Genomic DNA, 707 nt, shown 5'->3' with positions numbered 1-707 from the left:
ATACCGAACACGGAAGTTAAGCTCTTCAGCGCCGATGGTAGTTGGGGGTTTCCCCCTGTGAGAGTAGGACGCCGCCAAGCTTTTCAAAGGATCAGTTCCAGTCGGAACTGGTCTTTTTTGTGTTTTTTGAAAGAAGATGAACCTAATTGATATGTTGTATGAACCAGATTGATTTAATTGACGACAAGTGTGCAGATGCTCTCAAACAACGAGAAAGTCTATGAAGCATGTTCACTTTTAAATGTAGAGAAAAATAATAGAGAGAAAGAATAGCAGGTGTATAGTCAAAACATTCATTGCGTTTAACAGTTAAAATGAAGAAATATCTATATCATTAAAGTATAAAAATTGAAAGGCTGCTGATATTTTTAAAGGATTTACTCGTTTTTAAAGAGAATATAGAGAAGAGAAATACAGCTGTTAATCGCTGAATTGAAGCTATTTTGACTGGTAACATAAACATCATCTGTTAAAAGAAATACGTCATGAAAAATGAAATAAAATTTTTTTAATATAGCCTTTACAAATGAGTAAAACCTGTATATAATAATCTTTGTCGGATCGAGAGATTCCTACATAGTGGAGGATTAGCTCAGCTGGGAGAGCATCTGCCTTACAAGCAGAGGGTCGGCGGTTCGAGCCCGTCATCCTCCACCATATTTATTCTTACATAATGTTAGGATAGATAAAGCCGGTGTAGCTCAACT

General features: G+C 36.2%; 1 tRNA gene and 1 rRNA gene. Both read left to right on the top strand.

The features are described 5' to 3' along the window. Window positions 1–80: ribosomal RNA gene (rrf, locus tag FBF75_RS20070) — 5S ribosomal RNA — on the top strand; the annotation flags it as partial. A gap of 501 nt (window positions 81–581) precedes the next feature. Then, window positions 582–657 (top strand) — tRNA-Val (locus FBF75_RS19580). Window positions 658–707 lie beyond the last annotated feature (50 nt).

It is taken from the genome of Bacillus sp. S2(2019) (genome assembly GCF_005144805.1).
Taxonomy (GTDB): Bacteria; Bacillota; Bacilli; order Bacillales; family Bacillaceae; genus Bacillus; species Bacillus altitudinis.
The sequence above is the reverse complement of the archived record's forward strand: the minus strand, read 5'-3'. Positions and strand labels throughout refer to the sequence as shown.